Genomic DNA, 25,913 nt, shown 5'->3' with positions numbered 1-25,913 from the left:
CAGACAGGGAGCAGCCACCGTGGCCATCTCCGTTTTCGATCTCTTCTCGATCGGCATAGGCCCGTCCAGCTCCCACACGGTCGGCCCCATGCGGGCCGCGCTGATGTTCACGCGACGGCTGAAGAACGAGGGCCTGCTGGCCCACACCGCCTCCGTCCGTGCCGAGCTGTTCGGCTCCCTCGGCGCCACCGGCCACGGCCACGGCACCCCCAAGGCCGTCCTGCTGGGCCTGGAGGGCTACTCCCCGCGCACGGTCGACGTCGAGCTGGCGGACGCCGAGGTCGAGCGGATCCGCGAGTCGAAGCGGCTGCGGCTGCTCGGCGCGGAGATCGGCAGCACCCACGAGATCGACTTCGACGAGTCGTCGCAGCTGATCCTGCACCGCCGCCGCTCCCTGCCGTACCACGCCAACGGCATGACCCTCTTCGCCTACGACGAGGCCAGCGCCCCCCTGCTGGAGAAGACCTACTACTCGGTCGGCGGCGGCTTCGTCGTGGACGAGGACGCGGTCGGCGAGGACCGCATCAAGCTCGACGACACCGTGCTGAAGTACCCCTTCCGCACCGGTGACGAGTTGCTGCGCATGTCCCGCGAGTCCGGCCTGTCGATCTCCGCGATGATGATGGAGAACGAGAAGGCCTGGCGCACCGAGACGGAGATCCGCGAGGGCCTCCTGGAGATCTGGCGCGTGATGCAGGCGTGCGTGGCGCGCGGCATGTCCCGCGAGGGCATCCTGCCGGGCGGCCTGAAGGTCCGCCGCCGCGCCGCGAACACCGCCCGCCAGCTGCGCGCCGAGGGCGACCCGCAGGCCCGCGCCATGGAGTGGATCACGATCTACGCCATGGCCGTCAACGAGGAGAACGCCGCGGGCGGCCGCGTCGTGACCGCCCCCACCAACGGCGCCGCCGGCATCATCCCGGCCGTCCTGCACTACTACATGAACTTCGTGCCCGGCGCGGACGAGGACGGCATCGTCCGCTTCCTGCTCGCCGCCGGCGCGATCGGCCTGCTCTTCAAGGAGAACGCCTCGATCTCCGGCGCCGAGGTCGGCTGCCAGGGCGAGGTCGGCTCCGCCTGCTCCATGGCCTCCGGTGGCCTCGCCGAGGTCCTCGGCGGCTCCCCCGAGCAGGTGGAGAACGCGGCCGAGATCGGCATGGAGCACAACCTGGGCCTGACCTGCGACCCGGTCGGCGGCCTCGTCCAGATCCCGTGCATCGAGCGCAACGGCATGGCCGCCGCGAAGGCGGTCACCGCGGCCCGCATGGCCCTGCGCGGCGACGGCCGGCACCACGTCTCCCTCGACAAGGTCATCAAGACCATGAAGGAGACGGGCGCGGACATGAGCGTCAAGTACAAGGAGACGGCGCGCGGCGGTCTCGCCGTGAACATCATCGAGTGCTGACGCACTGACGACGACGGGCGGGCGCCGGGATCCGGCGCCCGCCCGTCGCGTTACTTCTGCTTCTTCATCTCGTACGCGACGGCCTCTTCCTCGGTCGCGGTCTCCGCGGCCGGAGGCGCCTGGATCTTCAGGTCCGCGCCGAAGTCGCTGTACTCGTCGGCCCGGTGGTATTCGCCCTTGGAGCCCTTGCCCGACTCCTCGGTCTTGGCGATCACGCCGTCCGCGTCCACCCACACGCTGACGGTGACCCGCTCCAGGCCCTCCTCCTTGAGGTCCTTCGCGTAGTCGTCGCGGTCCTTCTCCTTCATCGCGTCGCCCTTGTACGCGGTGAGCTCGGAGCGCACGACGGTGCCCTGGAAGCGGGCCGTGCGACGGCCGCCGACCGTCTCGGCTCCGGCGTTCCGGACGTCCTTGGCGGTGGCGAGCGCGGACGTCAGCTGGACGAAGGGCTCCGAGGCGTCGCGCCCCTTCGCCCCGTCGAGGTTGAGCGTCCACCACTTCTTGCCCGGCACCTTCTCGCCGTTGAGGTACATCTTCTCGCCCACCTTGATCACGTGGGAGACGCCGTCGGGCGTATCGGCGGTCTTCGGGCCCACGTCCTTGCCGTCGGAGGCGTCCGGCTTCACCTGGACGGCGTTCTCGGTGGTGAACTCACCCCGCTCGTCCTTCCGCATCCCCTTCATGCGGTAGGTGTTCTGCTCGGCGCCCTTGGCCGCGGCCTTCTTCAGGGTGGCCACCGGGTCGGCCGCCTTGAGCGCCTTGTCGGCGCCGTCCTCACCCGGCTTCTGCCCGCCGCCGGTGCCCCCGCTCCCGCCCCCGCACGCCGCCAGGCTCAGGGCGAGCGCCATCCCGGTGGCCGCCACGACGGTCTTACGTATCGCCTTCAAGGGTCTTAACTATCCTTTGTCCGCACTTCGTAAAGTTTTGGCCAGGATATCCCGAGTGATCATAGGTAGCGAGCGAAAATGACCATGTCTGGAAACAGTGTGTCAGCTCTCGGGTGCCGTCAGTAGTGTCAACGCCCTCGTTCTCTTCTGCTCGCTCTTGTCACCCCTGATCGAGGAGCCTTCGCCATGCGCCATCCCCTCCGCGCCACCGCAGCGATCCTCGCCGCCGTCGCCGCCCTCGGCGCCGCGGCACCCACGGCCGGCGCCGACACCGCGGCCACTCCCCCGGCGCCCTCCGGCGCCGTGCGCATCCACAACGGCGCGCTCGGCGGCTGCCTGACCGCCGAAGGGTCCGGCTACCGCGACCCGCACGGCACGCCGCGGCCCTGGCTGGTGTCCCTGCAGCCGTGCCGGGAGTCCACGCGGATCGCCCAGACCTGGGTCTACAGCTCCGCCACCCACCAGTTCTCGTCGCAGGCCCAGCCCTACCGCTGCGTCAGCCCCGGCACCGCCACGGGCAGACGGGGCGCGCTGCTCGTCACCGTGCCGTGCGACGCGGACGCGGCCGGGCAGCGCTTCCGGACCGAGCGGACCGGCTCGGGCGAGCGGCAGAAGGTCGTCGCGGAGGTGGACGGCCGGATCTGGGAGCAGGCGTCGCACCGCACCGGCACCTCGCGCGACGCGACGGGCGAGGGGGTGCGGACGGTGCGCGACACGGGCTCCGCGGGCGCGGAGCGCAGCTGGCTCTTCAGCCGCGGCTGACGCGCGTCTCCGCCCGGAGCCAGGCGAGATATGCGTCGCTGCCCGCCGTGACGGGGGTGGCGATGATCTCCGGCGTCTCGTACGTGTGCTCGCTCTTGATGCGGAGTTCGAGCTCGCGGTAGCGGTCGGCGGTGGTCTTGTAGAGGACGCGCCACTCGGTGTCGCTCCGCACCTCGCCCTGCCAGCGGTAGACGCTCGTGACGGGGCCGTCGATCTGGGCGCAGGCGGCGAGCCGCGCCTCGACGGCGGTGGCGGCGAGGTGCCGGGCACGCTCCTCGCTGTCGGTCGTCGTCATCACGGCGAGGTACTGGGTGTCCTGGGCCTCCGGCATGGCGCCGACCGTACCGCAGGGGGCCGCGGAGGCGGGCGGCCGGGCAGGTCGCGCGGCAGGCGGCGGTGCGGCGTTGTCAGTGGCGGCGGTTACGCTCGCAGGCATGAGTTACGCAGACCTGCGCGAACTCCAGAGCGCGCTCACCACCGCCTCGGACATCGCCTTCTCCCTCGACGCCGCCGCGCCCGCGCCCCATGAGGCCGAGCAGTTGGTGGACGCCCTGCGCAGGGCGCTGACCGCGGCGAGCGCCCTGGGCGGCGGGCTGGGGGCCACGGGCTGCTCGGAGCACCCCAAGGGCCCCGTGGATCCCCTGTACGGGGACAAGAGCGACCCCCTGCCGGCGGGCTGGGGCCGGTGCCTGCTGTGCAACGACCGGCGGCGGCGGGCCGGGGCACAGCGGCGCGGCTGGCGCTGAGCCGGCCGCGGCCGCGGCACGTGCACTCAGCCCTTGCTGACCGACGCCCAGAACTCGTCGAAGGACAGCAGGCGGTCGCCGTTGGTGTCCTTGGAGTCGATGATCGACTGAGCGACGGCCTCGGTGACGAAGTGGTCGCCGAGCTGCGCCATGGCCTTCTTGTACTCGGCGGCCGTGATGAACCCGTCGCCGTCGATGTCGAACTTGGCGAACGTCTCGCGTGCGCTCTCGATGTCGGCCATAAGAGCCTCCCCTTTGGTGTGCTGCTGTGGTGTGCTGATGTGACCGGCACAGAGTAGCGGCCCGTTCGAGGAGTTCGATCACGGCCGGATATCACTCTCTGTGATTTCGCATAAAAATAAGTGATCTCCATGATCTATTCGCGAATTTCAAGGCACGTGGCTCACCTCACCTTTGATTTCCGAGAGGAATGGCGCCACTTGCCCGAATTGAACGGATAGCCGTTTTGGCTGGAACGCACCCCGTCTGCCATAGTCGGAGGCCACGACCCTCATTGACCCGAGCCAGGTCGTCTTGCACGCCGCGGAGCACACCCCATTTCTCCGCGGCGCACGAAGAGGCCCCCGCCCCGTCGCACGCCGACGGATGGGGGCCTCTTCGTTATCCGGTCACGCGCCCCGGCCCGCTCAGCGGTCGGCGACGCGCATCTCGAACCACGTCGTCTTGCCGCGCGCCAGCAGGTCCACTCCCCAGCGGTCGGAGAGCTTGTCGACGAGGAACAGGCCCCGGCCGGTGACGTCGAGCTCGCGCACGGGCATGAGACAGGGCAGCCCCCGGGAGGGGTCGCGGACCTCTATCCGCAGCCAGCCCCTGCGGCGCAGCATCCGCAGGCCGAAATAGCGCGCGCCGGTGTGCCGGACGGCATTGCCGACGAGCTCGGAGACCAGCAGGACGGCGTGCTCGGTGAGCTGGCCCGAGAGGCCCCAGTGCCGCAGCACCACGGTCTGGGTGAGCCGCCGTGCGGCGACGGCGGACTCGGGGCGGGAGGGCAGGCGCACCTCGCCCTGTGTGGGGTTGCCGTACAGATCGAGCGCCTTGAGCGCCAGTTCATCCTCTACGGTCGGCGACCACCGGACAGCGGCGGTGGCTCCCCGCTGCCGTGGCTGCTCCGTTCCCTCCAGGCCCGCCATGCCCCCATCATGGCCGCCGCAAGCACGCCCGGGGCCGGAACCCGGGGATTCACCTGACCGGAAGGACAGCCTCCGGGGCGCCGCGGCGACATATGCCAAGGGCAGGCGATCTTCCCGGAAACCCTTGCTGACCTGCGGCGACCACCGCCTCGGGAGAGATCGCCGAAAGGGGCCGGAAGGGCCGTCGCGCAAGGGCGTGCACGGTGCGTGATTCCCCCACAAGAGGCACCCCCGGGTGGACACCCGCACGACCGCGCGTCAACGCGGGCGCCGGCGGCGGCCCTCCCGGACCGCCGCCAACCCTCCGGATGTCAGACGAACTTGGCCTTACCCGGCCCGTCCTCGACAAAGCTGCGCATACCGATCTCGCGGTCCTCGGTCGCGAACAGCCCGGCGAACCAGTTCCGTTCGATGGCGAGGCCGGTGTCGATGTCGGTCTCCAGACCGGTGTCCACGGCCTCCTTGGCGGCGCGCAGCGCCGTCGAGGGGCCGGCGGCGAGCCGCGCCGCCCACGCGTGCGCCTGCTCGTACACCTCGGCGGCCGGCACGACGCGGTCGACCAGACCGAGGGAGAGGGCCTCGTCGGCCTTGACCTGACGGCCGGTGAAGATGAGGTCCTTGGCCTTGGACGGGCCGATCAGGCGGGAGAGCCGCTGGGTGCCGCCGGCGCCGGGGATCAGGCCGAGCAGGATCTCGGGCTGGCCGAGCTTGGCGTTGTCGGCGGCGATCCGGAAGTCGGCGCAGAGCGCGAGCTCGCAGCCGCCGCCGAGGGCGTAGCCGGTGACGGCGGCGACGACGGGCTTGGGGATGCGGGCGACGGCGGTGAAGGAGTCCTGGAGCCCGCGGGACCGCGCCACCATCGCGGCGTGGTCCATCTTCTGCATCTCCTTGATGTCCGCGCCGGCCGCGAACACCTTCTCGCCGCCCCACAGGACGACGGCCCGGACGTCGTCGCGGCGGGTGGTCTCCTCGGCGAGCTCGCGGAGCCGGTCCTGGGTGGCGATGTCGAGCGCGTTCATCGGCGGGCGGTCCAGGCGGATGGTGCCCACGCCGTCGGCAACCTCAAGATGCACAGTCATGGCACCAGGTTAGTGCCGGTTAACGGCGAACGGCCCGGTGCACTCAGTCACAAGTGCACCGGGCCGCCGGCCCCTGACGAAGGGCGGAGCATCGCAGAAGAGACGTTTCAGTCGGTCTGGGGGCTGTTCTTGACCCACTCCGACCACGGCAGGTTCCAGCCGTTGAGGCCGTTGTCCGGCTTGATCATCTTGTCGTCGGAGTTCTTGACGATCACGACGTCACCGATGAGGGAGTTGCTGTAGAACCAGGCGGCCGGGGTGTTGGGGTCGCCGCCGCCGCGCTCGTCCTCCAGGCCCACGCAGCCGTGGCTCGCGTTCTCCGCGCCGAAGGTGGACGAACCCGACCAGTAGTTGCCGTGCAGGAAGGTGCCGGAGGTGGACAGGCGCATCGCGTGCGGCACGTCGGGGATGTCGTACTCGCCCTTGCCGTCGCCCTTGGTGAAGCCGACGGTGGCGCCGTTCATGCGCGTCACGTCGTGCTTCTCGCTGATGACCATCTGGCCGTTGTACGTGGGGTTGGCGGGGGCGCCGGCCGAGATCGGGACCGTCTTGATGATCTTGCCGTCGCGCTCGACCGTCATCTGGTGGGACTTGGCGTCCACCGTGCTGACCTGGCTGCGGCCGACCGTGAACTTCAGGGTCTTCGTCTGCGAGCCGTACACGCCCTTGCGGCCCTGGACGCCGTCGAGGTTCAGGTCGACCGTCACCTTGGTGCCGGCCGCCCAGTACTTCTCGGGGCGGAAGTCGAGGCGGTCGTTGCCGAACCAGTGCGGCTTGACCTCGACCGCCGGCTCGGCGGTCACCTTGATGGCCCGCTCGACGGCCTTGGGGTCTTCGATGCCCCGGCTGAAATTGATCGATACGGGCATGCCCACGCCGACCGTGCTGCCGTCCTCCGGCGTGAAGTAGCCGACGAAGGTGTTCTGCGGCGTGAGCGTCGTGAACGACGCGTGCTTGGCCGACGGACGGCCGTCCTTGTCCTTGGCCAGCGCGTCCACCGTGTACTGCGTGGAGGCGCCGAGGTGCGCCGTCGGCTCCCAGCTCCTGCCGTCACCGCTGATCCTGCCCTCGACCGTACGGCCCTTGGCGTCGGCGACCTTGACCGACGTCAGGCTGCCCTTGTCGGCGGTCACCTTGAGCTTGCCGGACGTCTCGACGTTCTTGGTGCCGTCGTCCGGAGTGATGGCCACGACGGCCTCCGACGGGCCGTCCGGGACCTTCTTGGCCCCGTCCTTCTTCGCGTCGTCACCGCCGCCACAAGCGGTGACCAGCAGCATCAGCGCGCCGAGCAGCAGCGCGAACAGCCCCTTGCGGCGGGCTGCGCGCCTGCTCGGTATCAGCTGCACGTTCAAATCGGTTGTCTCCCCTCGCACGGCCCGCGGCCACGCGGCGCCCCCGAAGCGCGGCTCACGCGCTGGCGATAGACAACCACAGGGCTCCGGCGCCGCAGACCCGTGCAATGTCACCGTTCGGTCCCAAATGGGAACGGTGGTACGAGATATGCGGCTGAGGTGATCCCCGTGGCTGAAGGTGAGCATCATAATCCGGCCACCTGGGTGCTCCGGCCCGGGGTGACGGAGGGTACGCCCCTGTGAGCACGCGCTTGCTTCTGGGCAGAACTGGGGGCAGGACGAGGACCGCCGCCGCCCGGCACGGGACGCCGGGCGTCCGGCGCGCTGCCCGCGAGCCGCCGGAGGCGAAGACGTGTCGAGCGCACCCGAGCAAGAGGCGGAACGGGGAGACGAGTTCGGCGGCGGCCGGGCCCGGGGCCCCGCGGCCGGGCCGGGGGCCGCCGCCGCCCCGGTCAACGGCCGGCCCCGCCCGGAGGCCGCCCCTGCCCTGCAACCGCTGCCCGGCCCCGCCGTGTGGCCCGGCAGCCCCGAGCCCCTCGGGGCCCGCTTCAAGCCCGCCGCCGGGGGCGCGCCGGCGGGGACGAACTTCGCCCTGTGGGCCGGCGGGGCCGAGGCCGTCGAGCTGTGCCTGTTCGGCGGCGGGCCCGGCGACGGCGGTCCGGCCCCGGCGGAGGGCGCGCCGGAGGGCGAGATACGGCTGCCCCTCACCGAGCTGACCCACGAGATATGGCACGGCTTCGTCCCCGGCGTCCTGCCCGGCCGGCGCTACGGCTACCGCGTCCACGGCCGCTGGGACCCCTGGACGGGCGCCCGCTGGAACCCCGCCAAGCTGCTCCTGGACCCCTACGCCCGGGCCGTCGACGGCGACTTCTCGCTGCCTCCCGAGGTGTACGGGCACGTGCGCGACTGGCCCCAGCAGCACGTCGCCGACACCGTCCGCGACGAGCGCGACTCGGCCCCGTACGTCCCCAAGGGCGTGGTGGTGGCGGACGGCGACGACTGGGCGGACGACCAGCGGCCCAAGACGCCGTGGCCGGACTCGGTCATCTACGAGCTGCACGTGCGCGGCTTCACCAAGCGCCACCCGGGGGTCCCCGAGGAGCTGCGCGGCACGTACGCCGGGCTCGGGCACCCGGCGGCCGTGGAGCACCTGGTGCGGCTCGGGGTGACGGCCGTGGAGCTGCTGCCGGTGCACCAGTTCGCGCACGAGGACCACCTGCTGCGGCGCGGGCTGCGCAACTACTGGGGCTACAACTCCATCGGCTACTTCGCGCCGCACGCCGGCTACGCGGCGACGGGGACGGACGGCCGGCAGGTGGGCGAGTTCAAGCGCATGGTGCGGGCCCTGCACGAGGCCGGTGTCGAGGTGATCCTGGACGTCGTCTACAACCACACCGCCGAGGGCGGCGAACTGGGCCCCATGCTGTCCCTGAAGGGCATCGACAACCGCCGCTACTACCGGCTCCAGGCCGACCGCCGCCGCTACGCGGACTACACCGGCTGCGGCAACACCCTGCACGTCGTCCAGCCGAACGTCCTGCGGCTGATCACCGACTCCCTGCGCTACTGGGTGACGGAGATGGGCGTCGACGGATTCCGCTTCGACCTGGCGGCGGCCCTCGCCCGCTCCATGCACGACGTCGACATGCTCTCGCCGTTCCTGGCCGTCATCGCCCAGGACCCCGTCCTGCGCCGGGTGAAGCTGATAGCCGAGCCGTGGGACGTGGGCTCGGGCGGCTACCAGGTGGGCTCCTTCCCGCCGCTGTGGACCGAGTGGAACGACCGCTACCGCGACGCCGTGCGGGACTACTGGCGCGGCGCCCTGCCCGACGTGCGCGACCTCGGCTACCGCCTCTCCGGCTCCAGCGACCTCTACGCCTGGGGCGGCCGGCGCCCGTACGCCTCCGTCAACTTCGTCACGGCCCACGACGGCTTCACGCTGCGCGACCTGGTGAGCTACGAGCACAAGCACAACGAGGCCAACGGCGAGGGCAACCGCGACGGCACCGACGACAACCGGTCCTGGAACTGCGGCGCGGAGGGCCCGGCGGACGACCCGGCGGTGCCGGCCCTGCGGAGGCGGCAGCTGCGCAACCTGCTGACCACGCTGCTGCTGTCCACCGGGGTGCCGATGCTGGTCGCGGGCGACGAGATGGGCCGCACCCAGGGCGGCAACAACAACGCCTACTGCCAGGACAACGAGACCAGCTGGATCGACTGGTCGCTCCTGGCGGACCCCGGCTGGCGCGCGCTCGCCGACCTGTGCGGGCGGCTCCTCGCGCTGCGCCGCGCGCACCCCGTGCTGCGCAGCCGGGCCTTCTTCTCCGGCCGGCCGCAGAGCGCGGACGGGCTGCGGGACCTCGCCTGGTTCACGGCCGCGGGCGCGGAGATGACAGAGGCGGACTGGTACGCCCCGGCGGCGACGCTCGGGATGTACCTGTCGGGGCGCGACATCCCGCAGCGCGGGCCGCAGGGCGAGCCCGTCACGGACGACAGCTTCCTCGCCGTGCTCCACGCGGGGCCGCGGGACGTGGCGTTCACGCTGCCGGGGCCGCCGTGGGCAGACGCGTACGAGCTGCTCGTGGACACGGCGAGGGAGGAGCAGGGGGCGGCGCCGGGCGAGCGCCGGGCGGCGGGGACGCGCGTCACGGTGGAGGCGCGTTCGGTGCTGCTGTGGCGGGTGGCGACGGGGAGGCCGACGGGAGCGTAACCGGGAGCGGAGCATCCAATTCCGTTCCCATAAGCGGTCCTTGAGGGCGAAAACCACGTGAGCAATGTCAGTGGTGAACCGTAGTCTCACTCCTGATGACAGAGACCCAGGAACCCCCCGAACCCGCCCGCCCGGACCGGAGCCGCTCCGCCGTGCGCTCGCTGCTGCGCCTGTGGCCCTACGTGCGCCCCGTGCGCGGCAGGCTGGTCACGGCCGCGGGGGTGACGATCGTCGCGTCCTGCGCCGGCCTCGCGATCCCGCTCGCGCTCAAGTGGATCGTGGACGGCCCGGTCGCCGGCGGCGACCCGTCCGGCGTGTGGCTCGGCGGCGGGCTGGTGCTCCTGCTCGGCCTGCTGGAGGCGTCGCTGTTCGCGGCGCGCCGGTTCCTCACCGCGCGCCCGCTCGCGCGGGTCGAGGCGGACATGCGGGCGGACCTCTACGGGCACCTCCAGCGGCTGCCGGTCGCCTTCCACGACCGGTGGGCCTCGGGGCAGCTGCTCTCGCGGAGCACCACGGACCTGACGCTGCTGCGCATCTTCTTCGCCTTCCCCCTGACCTTCCTGCTGGTCAACGGCGCGACGATCGTGGCGGGCTTCGTCGTCCTGCTGATACAGCAGTGGATGCTGGGGCTGGTGCTGCTCGCTCCGGTGGTGCCGCTGGTGATCCTCTGCGCGTATTTCGAGGAGCGCTACTCCCGGGCCGCGCGCACCGCCCAGGACCAGTCCGGCGATCTCGCGACGGTCCTCGAAGAGAGCGTGCTCGGGATCCGCATCATCAAGGGCTTCGGCCGGCACCGCGGCCAGGAGAAGGCCTTCGCCGCGCTCGCGGGCCGGCTGCGCGGCACCGAGCTGCGCAAGGCCCACCTGCTGGGCCTCCTCTGGGCGTTCATCATGAGCCTGCCGGAGCTGGCGATCGGCGCGGCGCTGGTGCTCGGCGTGCTCCAGGTCGCCGACGGCGAGCTGTCGGCCGGCACGCTGGTGGCGTTCCTGTCGACGGCCCTGGCGCTGCGCTGGCCGGTGGAGTCGATGGGCTTCCTGATCGCGATCTCCAACGAGGCGGCCACGGCCGCCGACCGCTACTTCGAGGTCATGGACACCCCCGCCCCGCAGGAGGAGGAAGCCTCCTCGCAGGCCGGGGGCGTGCCGTCGCGGAAGACGCCGCACAAGGCACCCGTGCAGCCGTTGCACAAGACTTCGCGGGAGAGAACCGGCCTGCGCCTGGAGGGCGTCGGCTTCCGCTATCCCGACGCCCCGGCGGACGCCCCGCCCGTCCTGGACGGCGTCGACCTGCACATCCGGCCCGGCGAGACGATGGCCCTCGTCGGCACCACGGGCAGCGGCAAGACGACCCTGACGGCCCTCATCCCCCGCCTCCACGAGGCGACGTCCGGGCGGATCACCCTGGACGGCCGGGACATCGCGGCCATGCCGCGCGAGCGCCTCCGCGAGCTGGTCTCCGTGGCCTTCGAGGATCCGACGCTGTTCTCCGCGAGCGTCGGGGAGAACGTGCTGATGGGTGCCGACGGCGGCGGCGAGGCCGAGCTGCGGCGCGCGCTGGAGGTCGCCCAGGCCGGCTTCGTGCACTCCCTCCCGGAGGGCACCCGCACCCAGGTCGGCGAGCAGGGCCTGAGCCTGTCCGGCGGCCAGCGGCAGCGGCTCGCTCTCGCCCGCGCCGTCGTCGGCGACCCGCGCTTCCTCATCCTGGACGACCCGCTGTCCGCGCTCGACGTACACACCGAGGCGCTCGTGGAGGCGGCCCTGCGCGAGGTGCTGGCCGGCACGACCGCCCTCGTCGTCGCCCACCGCCCGTCCACGGTCATGCTCGCCGACCGCGTGGCCCTGCTCTCCGGGGGCCGCATCGCCGCCGTCGGCACCCACCACGAACTGCTGCACACCAGCCGGGAGTACGCCCTCCTCATGGCGGGCGACGAGGACCGCGGCGACGAGGACCACGGCGACGCGGCGGACGGCCCGTACGCACGGCACGAGGGAGGCCGGCGATGACCACCGCCACCGACCAGACCACCACTGAGCCGCAGCAGACGGCTCCCGGGGCCTCCGCCGCACCGGACGACCCCTTCGACAAGGACGTGCTGCCCGCCCCCAAGGGGGCCTCCCGGGCGCTGCTGCGCTCGCTGCTCGCCCCCGCCCGCGGCCGCCTCCGGCTCAGCGCCCTCGTGCTGCTGCTCCAGCAGGCGGCCGTCCAGGCGGGCCCGCTCCTCGTGGCCGTCGCCATAGACCGGGGCGTGCCGGCCGTCCGCCGGGGCGACTACGGCCCGCTGATCGCCGTCGGCGTCGCGTACGTGGTGAGCGCCCTGGCCGCGGGCCTGTTGCAGTACGCGTTCATCCGGCTCTCGGCGCGCATCGGCCAGAACGTGCTGCTCGACCTGCGCGGCCGCATCTTCCGCCACGCCCAGTCGCTCAGCATCGACTTCCACGAGCGCTACACCTCGGGGCGGCTCATCTCCCGGGCGACCACGGACGTCGAGTCGATCCGGGAGCTCATCAACGACGGCCTCCAGGAGCTCATAGGGGTCTGCCTGGCCGTGGTGTACATCTCGGCCACCCTGCTCTATCTGGACTGGGGCATCGGCGCCGTGGCCGTGCTCTCGTTCGTGCCGCTCCGGCTGCTGATGCGCTCGTACGACCGGCGTGCGCGGTCGGTCTACCGCGAGCGGTCCACGGCGATCGCCGCGGTGATCGTGAAGTTCACCGAGACCATGAACGGCATCCGGCCGGTCCAGGCGTTCCGCCGCGAGCGCGCCAACGAGCAGCACTTCGCGAAGCTCAACGAGGAGCACAAGCGCGCCAACGTCGGGGCGATGCTGGAGATGGCCCGCTACGTCTTCCTCTCCCGCCTCGTGGCCAACGTGGTGCTGGCGGGGATCGTCCTGTGGGGCGCGTACCGGGTGGCCGGCGGCGGGCTGGAGCTGGGCGTGCTCGCGGCGGCGGTGCTCTACCTGCGGCGGCTGTACGACCCGATCGACCAGCTGGGCATGTTCCTCAACTCGTACCAGTCGGCGGCGGCCTCGCTCGACAAGATCGCGGGCCTGCTCGCGCAGCGGCCGGGCGTGCCCGAGCCCGCCGAGCCGCGGGCGCTGCCGGAGCCGCGGTCCGGGATGCCCGGCCGCGAGGTCGTCTTCGACGGGGTGCGCTTCGCCTACCGCACGGGCGGCGAGATCCTGCCCCGCTTCGACCTGACGCTGCACGCCGGGCAGACGGTCGCGGTCGTGGGCTCGACGGGCGCCGGCAAGTCCACGCTCGCCAAGCTCCTGGCCCGCTTCTACGACCCCACGGAGGGCCGGGTGCTGCTCGACGGCGTGCCGCTGGACGCGCTCGGCGGGCCGGAGCTGCGGCGCGGCGTGGTGATGGTGACGCAGGAGGCGTTCCTGTTCTCCGGCACCGTCGCGGAGAACATCTCCATCGGCCGCCCCGGCGCCTCCCGGGCGGAGATCGAGCGGGCGGCGAAGGCGATCGGCGCGCACGACTTCATCGCCGCCCTGCCGGAGGGCTACGACACGGACGTGCGCAAGCGCGGCGGCCGCATCTCCGCGGGCCAGCGCCAGCTGGTGGCGTTCGCGCGGGCGCTGCTCGCCGACCCGGCGGTGCTCATCCTGGACGAGGCCACGTCCTCGCTCGACATCCCGGGCGAGCAGGCGGTGCAGCGCGCGATGGCCACGGTGCTGCGCGGCCGCACGGCGGTGGTCATCGCGCACCGGCTGTCGACGGTGGAGATCGCGGACCGCGTCCTGGTGATGGCCGGGGGACGCGTGGTGGAGGACGGCTCCCCTGCGGAGCTGATCGCGGGCACGGGCCGGTTCGCGGATCTGCACCGGGCGTGGCGCGACAGCCTGGCCTGACGGTTTACGGGAATCGCGCACCCGGCGGTACGGGCTCGCCCCCCACGGCGAGCCCGTACCGCTATGCGGACGCCGGTCTTTCGTCAACGGACGGATTCCGGCCAACTTGCCGCCGGACTCCTGACACGTACATGTCCGCGGTGGCACTCTTCCCTCCACTGATGCGCGGCTTCCCCACGGCACCGCCGCCGCGCGCCGGCCGCGTTCCCGCTCCATCGGCACGTGCATGCCTGCTGTTCCCCGGGGCCCCCACGCCTCTCGTTCCCGTCCTGCGGCACCGACCGGCAGCACCCGGCGGCCACCGCACACGGGGCAGCGCAGCGCTCCATCACGCTTCACCGCACCCGCCGCTCCACCGCACCCGCCGGACCCATCGGATTCATCGGACGCATCGGATTCATCGGCCCGGAACCCCGGCCGGGATCGATCGGCCCCCAGCTCCACCTGTTTCTGTCTGCCTGATCTGCCTCGCAGAAGGAGTCAGCGTGAGACCCACCCCCCAGACCGGACGCTCCCCCAAGAAGAGAGCCGTCGCCGCCGGCGCGCTGGTAGCCGTCTCGGCGATGCTCGCCGTCGGCACGCAGGCCGGCAGCGCCTCGGCCGGCTCGTCCGCCGCGGGCAGCGCCCCGCGCCAGCTCATCGCCAAGGCCGACCCCGGCGCCCTGCCCGCCAAGCTCACCCCCGCGCAGCGCGCCGAGCTCATACGGCAGGCCGAGGCGGCGAAGGCGGAGACCGCCCGGGCGCTCGGCCTCGGCCCGAAGGAGAAGCTGGTCGTCAAGGACGTCGTCAAGGACGTCAACGGCACCGTGCACACCCGCTACGAGCGGACGTACGAGGGCCTGCCCGTCCTCGGCGGCGACCTCGTCGTCGACACCGCCAAGTCCGGCAGCCTCAAGAGCGTCGCCAAGGCGACCAAGGCCCGGCTGGCGATCGCGACGACCACGCCGTCGCTCACCGCCTCCGCCGCCGAGAAGCAGGCCGTGAAGGCCGCCGGCGCGCAGGGCTCGAAGGCCACGAAGGCCGACAAGGCGCCCCGCAAGATCGTCTGGGCGGCGAAGGGCACACCGGTCCTCGCGTACGAGACCGTCGTGGGCGGCCTCCAGGAGGACGGCACCCCCAACGCGCTGCACGTCATCACGGACGCGCGCACGGGCGAGAAGCTCTTCGAGTTCCAGGGCGTCAAGCAGGGCACCGGCAACAGCCAGTACAGCGGCCGCGTGACCATCGGCACCTCGCAGTCGGGCGGCTCGTACCAGCTCAACGACGCCACGCGCGGCGGCCACAAGACGTACAACCTCAACCGCGGCTCCTCCGGCACCGGCACGCTCTTCACCGACGCCGACGACGTCTGGGGCAACGGCTCCACCAGCGACGCGGCCACCGCCGGCGTGGACGCGCAGTACGGCGCCCAGCTGACGTGGGACTACTACAAGAACGTGCACGGGCGCACCGGCATCCGCGGTGACGGCGTCGGCGCGTACAGCCGCGTCCACTACGGCAGCAACTACGTCAACGCGTTCTGGTCGGACGACTGCTTCTGCATGACGTACGGCGACGGCTCCGGCAACGCCAAGCCGCTCACCTCGATCGACGTGGCCGCGCACGAGATGACGCACGGCGTCACCGCGGCCACCGCCAACCTCGACTACTCCGGCGAGTCCGGCGGCCTCAACGAGGCCACCTCCGACATCTTCGCCGCCGCGGTCGAGTTCTGGGCCGACAACCCCAGCGACCCGGGCGACTACCTCGTCGGCGAGAAGATCAACATCAACGGCAACGGCACTCCGCTGCGCTACATGGACAAGCCCAGCAAGGACGGCCGCTCCAAGGACGCCTGGTACTCGGGCCTCGGCGGCCTCGACGTGCACTACTCGTCCGGCCCCGCCAACCACTGGTTCTACCTCGCCTCCGAGGGCAGCGGCGCCAAGGTGGTGGGCGGCGTCTCGTACGACTCCCCGACGTCCGACGGCCTGCCGGTGACCGGCATCGGCCGCGACAACGCCGCGAAGATCTGGTTCAAGGCGCTCACCGGGCGCATGCAGTCCACGACCGACTACGCCGGGGCGCGCGAGGCGACGCTGTGGGCCGCGGGCGAGCTCTTCGGCGTGGGCAGCGACACGTACAACAACGTGGCCAACGCGTGGGCCGCGATCAACGTCGGCAGCCGGGCCACGCCCGGGACCGGGGTCAACGTCACGGCCCCCGGTGACCAGACGAGCATCGTGAACACCGCGGTCTCCCTGCAGATCAAGGCCACCAGCGGCACCGCCGGCTCCCTGAGCTACTCGGCCACCGGCCTGCCCGCCGGCCTGTCGATCAACGCCTCCACCGGCCTGATCTCCGGCACGCCGACCACCACCGGCACCAGCAACGTGACCGTCACGGTCAAGGACTCCGCCGGCAAGTCCGGCAGCGCGTCCTTCAAGTGGACCGTGAACGCCACGGGCGGCGGCAGCGTCTTCGAGAGCACGACCCCCGTCGCCATTCCGGACGCGGGTGCCGCGGTGACCTCGCCGATCGTCGTCACGCGCAGCGGCAACGGCTCCTCCGCGCTGAAGGTGGACGTGAACATCACGCACACCTACCGCGGTGACCTGCGGATCGACCTCGTCGCGCCCGACGGCAAGACGTGGCGGCTGAAGGACACGGACTCCTGGGACTCCGCGGCGGACGTGAAGGAGACGTACACGGTCGACGCGTCGGCGGTCTCGGCGCCCGGCACGTGGAAGCTGTCGGTGCAGGACGTGTATTCGGCCGACACCGGCACGATCAACAGCTGGAAGCTCAGCTTCTGAGTGCGGCCAGTAGCCTGCGGGCCGGCTGTGGCTGGTCGCGCAGTTCCCCGCGCCCCTTAAGGGGCGCGGGGTGACGCCCCCATGAACCGGGCGCCGTCCGGGGTGAGCCACGACTCCCCCGGACGGCGCCCCACGCATGTGCGCGGCTGACGGAACCGCGCCCCCGCCAGGCCCGTACCAGCCCTGACCGCGCGTCAGCGCAGGAGCACCCCCGCCGCCTCGCCCGTGGCCTCCGAGGGCAGGGTCACCAGGCCCATCTCCGCGCCGCTGGACAGCAGCCGGTGCGCGGGCAGGATGCGGACCGTGTAGCCGAAGGGGCCCGTGCGGTCAAGGGTGAGGGGGCCCTCGTAGAGGCGGCGGCCGTCCAGGGCCGGCCCGCCGGCGGGCTTGAGGGGGAAGACGGCGGTCCGGCTGAGCCGGTCGGCGGGGTCGACGCGCCCCGCGACGGCCTGCACCTCGACGTCCGCCGGGTCGAGCGGCCCGAGCGTGACGCTGACCCGCAGGGAGACCGTGGAACCGAGCGTGGCCGTGCCGTTGAGGGCGGTGTCGGCGACGGCCTCCACGTGGTCGACGGCGACGGCCGGCCAGCCGGCCCGCACGCGGGCCTTCCAGGCGGCCAGTTCGCTCGCCGCGGCGGGCGTGAGGGCCCGCTGGGCCTCGGCCGCGGGGGCGTAGAGCCGCTCCACGTACTCCCGCACCATGCGCCCGGCGAGGACCTTCGGACCGAGGGTGGTGAGCGTGCGGCGGACCATCTCGATCCAGCGGCCCGGCAGCCCGCCCTGGGCCCGGTCGTAGAAGTGCGGGGCGACCCGCCGCTCCAGCAGGTCGTAGAGGGCGGCCGCCTCCAGGTCGTCGCGGCGGTCCTCGTCCATGGCCGCGCCGTCGGCGGTGGGGATGGCCCAGCCGAAGTCGGGCTCGTACCACTCGTCCCACCAGCCGTCGAGGACCGAGAGGTTGAGGCAGCCGTTGAGGGCGGCCTTCATCCCGGAGGTGCCGCACGCCTCCAGCGGCCGCAGCGGGTTGTTGAGCCAGACGTCGCAGCCGGGGTAGAGCCGCTGGGCCATGGCCATGCCGTAGTCGGGCAGGAAGACCAGGCGGCGGCGCACGCGCGGGTCGTCGGCGAAGCGCACGAGCTCCTGCACGAGGCGCTTGCCGCTGTCGTCGGCGGGGTGGGCCTTGCCGGCGACGACGATCTGCACGGGGCGCTCGGGGTGCAGGAGGAGCTCCATGAGGCGGTCGCGGTCGCGGAGCATGAGGGTGAGGCGCTTGTACGAGGGGACGCGGCGGGCGAAGCCGATGGTGAGGACGCCGGGGTCGAGGACGCCGTCGATCCAGCCGAGCTCGGCGGTGCCGGCGCCGCGCTCGCGCCAGGAGGCGCGCAGCCGCTCGCGCACCTCCTCGACCAGCTGTTCGCGCAGGGTGCGGCGCAGCTCCCAGATGTCGGCGTCGGGGATCTCGGCGAGGGCGTCCCAGCGCTGTGAGCCGCCGACGGCCAGGGCGTCCTCGGCGCGGCCGGCGCCGACCCGGCGGGCGCCCAGGCGGAGCACCTCGGGGGCGACCCAGGTGGGTGCGTGGACGCCGTTGGTGACGGAGTCGATGGGCACCTCCTCGGGGTCGAAGCCGGGCCACAGGCCGGCGAACATCTGCCGGCTGACCTGTCCGTGGAGGGTGGAGACGCCGTTGGCGCGCTGGGCCAGGCGCAGGCCCATGACGGCCATGTTGAACAGGCCGGGCTCGCCGCCGGGATAGGTCTCCAGACCCAGTTCGAGGACGCGTTCGACGTCGATGCCGGGCAGTTCGCCGGCGGGGCCGAAGTGGCGGGCGACGAGATCGCGGTCGAAGCGGTCGATGCCGGCGGGCACGGGGGTGTGGGTGGTGAAGACGGCTCCGGCGCGGGCGCATTCCAAGGCGGCGTCGAAGTCCAGGCCGGTGGTGACGAGCTCGCGGATGCGCTCCAGGCCGAGGAAGCCGGCGTGGCCCTCGTTGGTGTGGAAGACCTCGGGCTCGGGGTGGCCGGTGAGCCGGCAGTAGGTGCGCACGGCGCGCACGCCGCCGATGCCGAGGAGCATCTCCTGGAGCAGCCGGTGCTCGCCGCCGCCGCCGTAGAGCCGGTCGGTGACCTCGCGCTCGCCGGGGCCGTTCTCCTCGACGTCGGAGTCGAGGAGGAGCAGGGGCACGCGGCCGACGCGGGCCTGCCAGATGTAGGCGCGCAGGGAGCGGCCGCCGGGCAGGGCGAGGGCGATGCGGCTTGCGCTGCCGTCGGGCTCGCGGAGCATGGTGAGCGGCAGCTCGTTGGGGTCGAGCAGGGGGTAGTGCTCCTGCTGCCAGCCCTCGCGGGAGAGGGACTGGCGGAAGTAGCCGTGGCGGTAGAGCAGCCCGACGCCGATGAGGGGGACGCCGAGGTCGCTGGCGGACTTCAGGTGGTCGCCGGCGAGGATGCCGAGGCCGCCGCTGTACTGCGGGAGGGCGGCGGTGATGCCGAACTCGGGCGAGAAGTAGGCGATGGCGGCGGGCAGTCCCTCAGGCTGTTCCTGGTACCAGCGCCGGCCGGTGAGGTAGTCCTGGAGGTCGTCGGCGGCCGCGGTGAGCCGGCGCCGGAAGCGGCGGTCGTCGGCGAGGGCGGCGAGCCGGTCGGCGGGCACGGAGCCCAGCAGCCGCATCGGGTCGCCGGCGGCGGCGCGCCAGCCCTCGGGGTCGACGGCCTGGAAGAGCTCACGGGTCTCGGGGTGCCAGGACCAGCGCAGGTTGCGCGCCAGCTCGCTGAGCGGTCGTAGGGGCTCCGGAAGAACGGGGCGCACGCTGAATCGACGAATGGCCTTCACCCGCACGACGGTAGCGGGGAGGCCGGGGGGCTTCGTGGCGCTTCGCGGCAACTGCCTGCTCCCGGCAGGTGCAGGCGGGAAGTGCGCCCCCTGCTGCGGCGGGCGGGATGGGGCCGTCCTGCGCAGCCGGCGGTCCGCCGCTTGGCCGGGAAGGGCGTCCGCATGGTGGACGGGGCGTGAAAGCGGACCGCACGCCTCACTTCGGCGGGTACAGCATCGGTACGAGAGGGGAATACGCCGCGCGTACAGCGGGATCGGCGGCGGGCGACCGGCGCTACGGCCTTCGGCGGCCGTGGTTGCGCACCATTCCCCCGTCTGGCCGCCGGTTACCCGGTTTTCGCGCATTGCACACGATCGGCCTCACGAGGAGACTTCGTACGGGTGACGGAGTGCCGGCCATCCTCCCCGCCCGGTGCCACGGGAACTACGCACCGGTAGGTCCCACGGTGCGGGCATGCCCGCCCGGGACCGGTGGGAAAGCTCAACCGGTATGCAGGCCGTAGCAGTCCGCCGCCGCCCCGAGTACCCGTCCCCGGCACTTCCGCATTTCTTCCGCACCCACCCGAGTGAACGCGGTCAGGAGCAGTCATGCCCGCACCCAGCCGACCGGCGGCGGAGCCGATAGAAAGAGCAGAACCCGCCAGTGCCGCCGCTGTCGTTCCGCCGTTCCCGCCCCCTTCTCCCCCTCAGGTGATCCCATGATCGGTCGTATCCCCGTCCTGGACCTCGGGCCGCTCGTGGACTGCGGCCGCCGGCCGGTCAAGGCGGTCGTCGGCGAGACCTTCCAGGTCACCGCCACCGTCTTCCGCGAGGGCCACGACGCGCTCGGCGCCAATGTGGTGCTGCGCGACCCGGCGGGCCGCTGCGGCCCCTGGACCCCGATGCGCGAGCTCGCGCCCGGCACCGACCGCTGGGGCGCGGACGTGACCCCGGACAGCGAGGGGCGCTGGACGTACGCGGTGGAGGCGTGGAGCGATCCGGTGGCGTCGTGGCGCCGGACGGCCTCGGTGAAGATCCCGGCCGGCATGGACGTCCAACTCGTGCTGGAGGAAGGCGCGCTGCTGTACGAGCGGGCCGCCGCCGGGGTGCCGAAGAAGGAGGGCCGCGAGGCGGTGCTGACCGCCGTCGACGCGCTGCGCGACCCGGGCCGGCCGGCCACCGCCCGGCTCGCCGCCGCCCTCGCGCCCCCGGTCACGGCGGCCCTGGCCGAGCACCCGCTGCGCGAGCTGGTGTCCGCGAGCCGGCCGGTGCCGGTGCTGGTGGAGCGCGAGCGGGCGCTGTTCGGGTCCTGGTACGAGATGTTCCCGCGCTCGGAGGGGGCCCGGCCCGCGGAGGGGCGCCTGCCCGCCCGCAGCGGCACGTTCCGGACGGCGGCGCGGCGGCTGCCGGCCGTCGCCGCCATGGGCTTCGACGTCGTCTACCTGCCGCCGGTGCACCCCATCGGCACCTCCTACCGCAAGGGTCCCAACAACGCGCTCACCGCGGGCCCGTACGACGTCGGCAGCCCCTGGGCGATCGGCTCGGCCGACGGCGGCCACGACGCCCTCCACCCGGACCTCGGCACCTTCGAGGACTTCGACCACTTCGTCGCGCGCGCCCGCGAGCTGCGCATGGAGGTCGCCCTCGACTTCGCGTTGCAGTGCTCCCCGGACCACCCCTGGGTGGCCAAGCATCCCGAGTGGTTCCACCACCGCGCCGACGGCACGATCGCCTACGCCGAGAACCCGCCCAAGAAGTACCAGGACATCTATCCGCTGGCCTTCGACGAGGACTTCGACGGGCTGCTCCGGGAGAGCCTGCGGGTGCTGCGGTTCTGGATGGAGCGCGGCGTGCGGATCTTCCGGGTCGACAATCCGCACACCAAGCCGGTGGTCTTCTGGGAGAAGGTGATCGCCGAGATCGGCCGCACCGATCCGGACGTGGTCTTCCTCGCCGAGGCCTTCACCCGGCCCGCGATGATGCGCACGCTCGGCGCGATCGGCTTCCAGCAGTCGTACACCTATTTCACCTGGCGCAACACCAAGGAGGAGCTCACCGGCTACCTCACGGAGCTGTCCGGGGAGTCGGCGGCCCTCATGCGCCCCAACCTCTTCGTGAACACCCCGGACATCCTGCACGCCTATCTCCAGCAGGGCGGGCGGGCCGCCTTCGAGGCGCGCGCCGTGCTCGCCGCGACGCTCTCCCCGTCCTGGGGGGTCTACGCCGGTTACGAGCTGTGCGAGAACACTCCGGTGCACCCCGGGAGCGAGGAATACCTGGACTCGGAGAAATACCAGCTGCGGCCGCGCGACTGGGAGGCGGCCGAGCGCGAGGGGCGCAGCCTGGCCCCGCTGATCACCCTGCTCAACCGGCTGCGACGACGCCAGCCGGCCCTGCGGCAGCTGCGCAACCTGCGTTTCCATCACGCCGACAACGACGCCGTCATCGCCTATTCCAAGCGTGCGGGCGGCTCGTGCGTGCTGACCGTCGTCAACCTCGACCCCCACCACACCCACGAGGCCACGGTCTCGTTGGACATGCCGGAACTCGGCCTCGCATGGCATGAGTCCGTCCCGGTGCGCGACGAGCTCACCGGAGAGACCTATCACTGGGGCAGGGACAACTATGTGCGCCTCGAGCCGGGCCGTTCTCTCGCGCCCGCGCACGTGTTCTCGCTGCGACCGTCCTCACCGATCGGAGGGTCACCCACACCATGATCGTCAATGAGCCCGTCCCCGATACCTTCGAGGACACCCCCGCCAGGGACCTGGATCCCGATTGGTTCAAGCGCGCCGTCTTCTACGAGGTGCTCGTACGGTCCTTCCAGGACAGCGACGGCGACGGCATCGGCGACCTCAAGGGTCTGACGGCCAAGCTGGATTACCTGCAATGGCTGGGCGTCGACTGCCTGTGGCTGCCGCCGTTCTTCCAGTCGCCGCTGCGCGACGGGGGCTACGACGTCTCCGACTACACCGCGGTGCTGCCGGAGTTCGGTGACCTGGCCGACTTCGTGGAGTTCGTGGACGCCGCGCACCAGCGGGGCATGCGCATCATCATCGACTTTGTCATGAACCATACGAGCGATCAGCACGAGTGGTTCCAGCAGTCGCGCAGCGATCCCGACGGCCCCTACGGCGACTACTACGTCTGGGCGGATGACGACAAGCGCTATCCGGACGCGCGCATCATCTTCGTGGACACGGAGACGTCGAACTGGACCTTCGACCCGGTCCGCAAGCAGTACTACTGGCACCGCTTCTTCTCGCACCAGCCCGATCTCAACTACGAGAACCCGGCGGTGCAGGAGGAGATCCTGGCGGCGCTGCGGTTCTGGCTGGACCTCGGCATCGACGGCTTCCGGCTGGACGCGGTGCCCTATCTCTTCGCCGAGGAGGGCACCAACTGCGAGAACCTGCCGCGCACGCACCAGTTCCTCAAGCGCGTCCGGGCGGAGATCGACGCCCATTACCCGGACACGGTGCTGCTGGCCGAGGCCAATCAGTGGCCCGAGGACGTCGTCGACTACTTCGGGAACTACGACTCCGGCGGCGACGAATGCCATATGGCATTCCACTTCCCGGTGATGCCGCGCATCTTCATGGCCGTGCGCCGGGAATCGCGCTACCCGGTCTCGGAAATCCTGGCCAAGACCCCGGCCATCCCGTCGCGCTGCCAGTGGGGCATCTTCCTGCGCAACCACGACGAGCTGACGCTGGAGATGGTCACCGACGAAGAGCGCGACTACATGTACGCGGAGTACGCCAAGGATCCGCGGATGCGCGCCAACATCGGCATCCGGCGGCGGCTCGCCCCGCTGCTCGACAACGACCGCAATCAGATCGAGCTGTTCACCGCGCTGCTGTTCTCCCTGCCCGGCTCGCCGATCCTCTACTACGGCGACGAGATCGGCATGGGCGACAACATCTGGCTCGGCGACCGCGACGGCGTGCGCACGCCGATGCAGTGGACGCCCGACCGCAACGCGGGCTTCTCCTCCTGCGACCCGGGCCGGCTGTACCTGCCGACCATCATGGACCCGGTCTACGGCTATCAGGTCACCAACGTCGAGGCGGCGATGAGCAGCCCCTCGTCGCTGCTGCACTGGACCCGCCGGATGATCGAGATCCGCAAGCAGAACCCGGCGTTCGGGCTCGGCTCGTACACCGAGCTCACCTCCAGCAACCCGGCCGTGCTCGCGTTCCTGCGCGAAGTGCGGCTGCCGGGGCAGGGGGAGGACGACATCGTGCTGTGCGTGAACAACTTCTCCCGCTTCGCACAGCCGACCGAGCTCGATCTGCGGGCGTTCAGCGGCCGGCATCCCGTCGAGCTGATCGGTGGGGTGCGCTTCCCCGCCATCGGTGAACTGCCCTATCTGCTGACCCTGGCCGGTCACGGCTTCTACTGGTTCCGGCTCCGCCGTGGTGCGCCGCCGCAGGCCGGCCACTGAGGGCGCTCCCGTGCGCGCCGGCGCCCGCCGGCCGGCCGCGCACGGGCGGTTTTCCCCCGGCAGCCCTGGGAACTCGTACTACTACGCACGAGCCGGGCCGAACGGATCGCTTCCGCTACGAGGACCGCCGCAGGGGCCGCACTCCGGCCGCTGCGCGCGCCGCACCAGGGGCCGCAGGCGCTGACCGCACCGGACGATCCCGCACGGCACTTCCCCCGGCCCCGGCCGGGGAGCCCAGCACCGCAGCACCGCGTACAGGTCAATGCCGCAATCCGGGACCGCGATCCGGGACACTTTGCCCCATATGCCACGCCCCGGGGAAAGGACGCGACGCCATGTCGGACGCTGCACCGTCCCGCCGGGGCACCGGACGCCGGGGGGCCTCCGCCTCCTCCGGCCCGCTGCTGTCCTCGGTCCGCGCCGCCCCCGCGGCCCACGCGCCCGAGGCGGAGGCCGCCGACGCGGGGCTGCTGGGGTCGCTGGTGCCGCTGCTCTCCGAGTGGCTGCCCCGTCAGCGCTGGTTCGCCGGCAAGGGCCGCCCCATCACCGGCTTCACGCTCGTCGCGGCCACGGAGCTGCTGCCGCACCTCGCCGGCTCCACCGCCCCCGGCCTGCTCCACCTGCTCGTACGGGCCCAGCAGCCCGGGTCGCCCGGGGCGGCCCCGCCGGGCGGCGTCGCCGGCCCCGCCATCCACGCCGGCACCGACGACTGCTACCAACTCCTGCTCGGGGTGCAGGACGTCCTGCCGCCGCACCTCGCGCCCGCCCTCATCGGGCGGCCCGTCGGCGGCCCGCTGCACGGCCGTGCCGTCTACGAGGGCCTGGCCGACCCCCGGCTCGCCACCCTGCTCCTGGAGCGGCTGCGGCTGCCCGGCCGGCTCGGCCCCCTGCGCTTCACGCGCGAGGAGGGCGTCGTCATCGGCGCCGGGCTCGCGCCCCGGCTCATCGGCGCCGAGCAGTCCAACTCCTCCGTCGTCTACGGCGAAACGTACATCCTCAAGCTCTTCCGCCGCGTGTGCCCCGGCACCAACCCCGACCTCGAACTCCCCCGCGCCCTCGCCGGCACCGGCTGTGCCCGGGTGCCCGCGCCGGCCGCCTGGTTCGAGGCCGTCGTGCCCGGCGCCGGCGCCGAGGCCATGACGCTCGGCGTCCTCCAGCCCTACCTGCCCGGCTCCGCCGACGGCTGGCAGCTCGCCCTCAGCGCGCTCGCCGTCCGCGCCGACTTCACCGCCTCCGCCCGCGCCCTCGGCCACGCCACCGCGGAAGTCCACGGGGCGCTCGCCGAGGCGCTCCCCACCGTCGTGCTGCGCCGCCCCCAGCTCGAACACCTCGCCGCCGCCATGACCCGGCGCCTCGACGCCGCCGCCGAGGCCGTCCCCGCGCTGCGCCCCTACCGGGCCGCGCTGCGCGGCGCCTACGACGACCTGGCCGCGCTCGGCCGGGCCGGGCGCACGTGGCGCGCCCAGCGCATCCACGGCGACCTCCACCTCGGGCAGGCGCTGCGCACGGCCGAGGACGGGCGCTGGGCCCTCATCGACTTCGAGGGCGAGCCCGCGCGCCCGCTCGCCGAGCGGACCCGGCCGCAGCCGGCCGCCCGCGACGTCGCCGGGATGCTGCGCTCCTTCGACTACGCGGCGGCGGTCGGGCGCGCGGGCGGCACGAGCTGGGCGGAGCGCGCCCGCGCCGCGTTCTGCGAGGGCTACGGGGCGGTGCACGGCGATCCGCGCGAGGAGCCGCAACTGCTGCGTGCGCACGAGACGGACAAGGCCGTCTACGAGGTCCTCTACGAGGCCCGCCACCGGCCGGACTGGCTGGTGGTCCCGATGGCGGCGATCCGCCGCCTGGCGGACCCGGCGGCGACGCCGGCGCCGGACGGGGGCCACGCCCTATGAGGACGCGCCCCCGGGACAGCCGCCGGGCCG

17 protein-coding genes are annotated in these 25,913 nt (G+C 72.4%); 10 read left to right on the top strand and 7 right to left on the bottom strand.

The features are described from left to right. Positions 1-19: 19 nt before the first annotated feature. On the top strand, positions 20-1,402 hold the full coding sequence (locus PS271_RS20775) for an L-serine ammonia-lyase (RefSeq protein ID WP_398383666.1): 1,383 nt from the start codon (positions 20-22) through the stop codon (positions 1,400-1,402). A gap of 50 nt (positions 1,403-1,452) precedes the next feature. On the opposite strand, the gene PS271_RS20770 is transcribed toward PS271_RS20775, so the two are convergent. Further along, on the bottom strand, positions 1,453-2,289 hold the full coding sequence (locus PS271_RS20770; RefSeq protein WP_398383664.1) for an SCO4651 family lipoprotein: 837 nt from the start codon (positions 2,287-2,289) through the stop codon (positions 1,453-1,455). Positions 2,290-2,475: 186 nt separating this feature from the next. Between PS271_RS20770 and PS271_RS20765 the strand changes: the two genes are divergently transcribed. Next, positions 2,476-3,051 (top strand): DNA-directed RNA polymerase subunit beta family protein, encoded by a 576-nt coding sequence (locus PS271_RS20765; RefSeq protein ID WP_398383663.1) that lies wholly within the window; start codon positions 2,476-2,478, stop codon positions 3,049-3,051. On the opposite strand, the gene cutA is transcribed toward PS271_RS20765, so the two are convergent. Next, positions 3,038-3,382 carry a divalent-cation tolerance protein CutA gene (gene cutA / locus PS271_RS20760; RefSeq protein ID WP_398383661.1) on the bottom strand — a complete coding sequence of 115 codons (345 nt, stop codon included), beginning with the start codon at positions 3,380-3,382 and terminating at the stop codon, positions 3,038-3,040. The genes PS271_RS20765 and cutA overlap by 14 nt on opposite strands. A 103-nt stretch (positions 3,383-3,485) precedes the next feature. Here cutA and PS271_RS20755 point away from each other — a divergent pair, with 103 nt between their 5' ends. After that, positions 3,486-3,797 (top strand): hypothetical protein, encoded by a 312-nt coding sequence (locus PS271_RS20755; protein WP_398383659.1) that lies wholly within the window; start codon positions 3,486-3,488, stop codon positions 3,795-3,797. A 26-nt stretch (positions 3,798-3,823) separates the two neighbouring features. Here the strand turns inward: PS271_RS20755 and PS271_RS20750 are convergent, their stop codons facing one another. The 4 genes from PS271_RS20750 to PS271_RS20735 all read right to left on the bottom strand — a co-directional run bounded on the left by PS271_RS20750 (position 3,824) and on the right by PS271_RS20735 (position 7,304). After that, complete coding sequence (locus tag PS271_RS20750; protein ID WP_398383657.1) at positions 3,824-4,039, bottom strand: EF-hand domain-containing protein; 216 nt, start codon at positions 4,037-4,039, stop codon at positions 3,824-3,826. Between the two features lie 405 nt (positions 4,040-4,444). Continuing rightward, positions 4,445-5,053, bottom strand: coding sequence for an ATP-binding protein (locus tag PS271_RS20745; RefSeq protein ID WP_391474065.1), 609 nt, complete (start codon positions 5,051-5,053; stop codon positions 4,445-4,447). Between the two features lie 206 nt (positions 5,054-5,259). Further along, positions 5,260-6,027, bottom strand: a complete 768-nt coding sequence (locus PS271_RS20740) for an enoyl-CoA hydratase/isomerase family protein (protein ID WP_356277459.1) — start codon at positions 6,025-6,027, stop codon at positions 5,260-5,262. Positions 6,028-6,134: 107 nt separating this feature from the next. Next, a complete protein-coding gene (locus PS271_RS20735) occupies positions 6,135-7,304 on the bottom strand; it encodes a L,D-transpeptidase (protein WP_398386961.1) in 1,170 nt (389 codons plus the stop codon). 427 nt (positions 7,305-7,731) lie between these two features. Between PS271_RS20735 and glgX the strand changes: the two genes are divergently transcribed. From glgX to PS271_RS20715, 4 genes are all read left to right on the top strand, one after another. After that, a complete protein-coding gene (gene glgX / locus PS271_RS20730; RefSeq protein WP_398383656.1) occupies positions 7,732-10,089 on the top strand; it encodes a glycogen debranching protein GlgX in 2,358 nt (785 codons plus the stop codon). A 95-nt stretch (positions 10,090-10,184) separates the two neighbouring features. Then, entirely contained in the window at positions 10,185-12,092 is a 1,908-nt protein-coding gene (locus PS271_RS20725; protein WP_398383655.1) for an ABC transporter ATP-binding protein, read from the top strand. Beyond that, positions 12,089-13,948: an ABC transporter ATP-binding protein gene (locus PS271_RS20720; protein ID WP_398383654.1), complete on the top strand. Its 1,860-nt coding sequence runs from the start codon at positions 12,089-12,091 to the stop codon at positions 13,946-13,948. Before PS271_RS20725 ends, PS271_RS20720 begins: the two co-directional genes overlap by 4 nt. A gap of 563 nt (positions 13,949-14,511) precedes the next feature. Next, on the top strand, positions 14,512-16,743 hold the full coding sequence (locus PS271_RS20715) for a M4 family metallopeptidase (RefSeq protein WP_398386959.1): 2,232 nt from the start codon (positions 14,512-14,514) through the stop codon (positions 16,741-16,743). A 194-nt stretch (positions 16,744-16,937) separates the two neighbouring features. On the opposite strand, the gene glgP is transcribed toward PS271_RS20715, so the two are convergent. Beyond that, positions 16,938-19,565, bottom strand: a complete 2,628-nt coding sequence (gene glgP, locus PS271_RS20710) for an alpha-glucan family phosphorylase (protein ID WP_398383652.1) — start codon at positions 19,563-19,565, stop codon at positions 16,938-16,940. Positions 19,566-20,263: 698 nt separating this feature from the next. Between glgP and PS271_RS20705 the strand changes: the two genes are divergently transcribed. From PS271_RS20705 to PS271_RS20695, 3 genes are all read left to right on the top strand, one after another. Then, entirely contained in the window at positions 20,264-22,261 is a 1,998-nt protein-coding gene (locus tag PS271_RS20705; protein WP_398383651.1) for an alpha-1,4-glucan--maltose-1-phosphate maltosyltransferase, read from the top strand. Beyond that, the gene (gene treS, locus PS271_RS20700) at positions 22,258-23,991 is read left to right on the top strand and encodes a maltose alpha-D-glucosyltransferase (RefSeq protein ID WP_398383649.1); all 1,734 of its coding nucleotides are present in this window, start codon (positions 22,258-22,260) and stop codon (positions 23,989-23,991) included. The genes PS271_RS20705 and treS overlap by 4 nt, the downstream gene beginning before the upstream one ends. Before the next feature lie 335 nt (positions 23,992-24,326). Next, positions 24,327-25,883, top strand: a complete 1,557-nt coding sequence (locus PS271_RS20695; RefSeq protein WP_398383647.1) for a maltokinase N-terminal cap-like domain-containing protein — start codon at positions 24,327-24,329, stop codon at positions 25,881-25,883. Positions 25,884-25,913: the final 30 nt, after the last annotated feature.

Source organism: Streptomyces sp. SCA2-17, from assembly GCF_044336695.1.
Note: the sequence above shows the minus strand (reverse complement) of the source record. Positions and strands in the feature narration are given on the sequence as shown.